Raw genomic sequence first — 833 nt, 5'->3', positions numbered from 1 at the left:
CCCTCGACCCGCCCCCGGCGGCCCTGGATACGACCACCGCGGCCCCGGACACGACCACCGCGGTCCCTGGCACGACCACGGCTGCCCCCGGTACGACCACGGCCGCCCCCGGTACGACCACGGCCGCTGGTGGTGGTGTGCAGCGGCCCTCGCCGGCGTCCGAGGTGATCAACGCCGTCAACACCATCCCCGCCGTGGCCGAGCTGCAGCGGCGGCTGCTGGCCGCCGGGCTGCCGCCCGCCGCGGTCAAGGAGGTGATGGACGAGATCGGGGAGCACCTCAGCGAGAAGTCGGTGCGCAACCGCAGCCGGCTGGTGCTCGGCAACGGCGTGCCGACCGCGAAGGTGACGGCGGCGGCGGGGCCGGTCAGGCGGTTCGCCGGGCATTTCGCGATCAGCGCGCAGGTCGAGAGCCTGCAGTACATCGGCGACACCGACATGACCGTCCGGGAGGACTCCGGCGGCGGTGTGACGTCCAAGCCGGCGAAGGAGGGCAAGAGCAAGGCGTCCGCCGGCTACGCCGTCACCTACTACGGCAACAACGAACAGGATGAGGAGCCGGACGGCCGGCACACGGCGGACGGCGACCGGGGCCTGTTCCGCGGCACCCTGTCGGTGCCGTTCTCCCGGACCGCCGGGCACGGGCTCGCCGAGCAGGCGCTCAGCCACACGGTGCTGAACCGCGGCGGCGCGCAGTCCAGGTACCGGGCCGGGCTGCGCTTCACCGTCGACACGCGGTCGGCCACGCACGATGTCCCGCCGGCCAGTGTGCTCGTGGAGGCGGAGGTCAGCGTGCCGCGGGCCGAGGCCGCCGGGTTCGAGGAGAGCCTGACG

At 74.1% G+C, this 833-nt stretch carries 1 protein-coding gene; it reads left to right on the top strand.

Annotation, left to right across the window (positions count from 1 at the left end):
• Positions 1-137: 137 nt before the first annotated feature.
• Positions 138-833: hypothetical protein (locus tag E1293_RS48420; protein ID WP_165978738.1), on the top strand; the 696-nt coding region annotated here is incomplete at its 3' end.

The organism is Actinomadura darangshiensis (assembly GCF_004349235.1).
Classification (GTDB): domain Bacteria; phylum Actinomycetota; class Actinomycetes; order Streptosporangiales; family Streptosporangiaceae; genus Spirillospora; species Spirillospora darangshiensis.
Note: the sequence above shows the minus strand (reverse complement) of the source record. Positions and strands in the feature narration are given on the sequence as shown.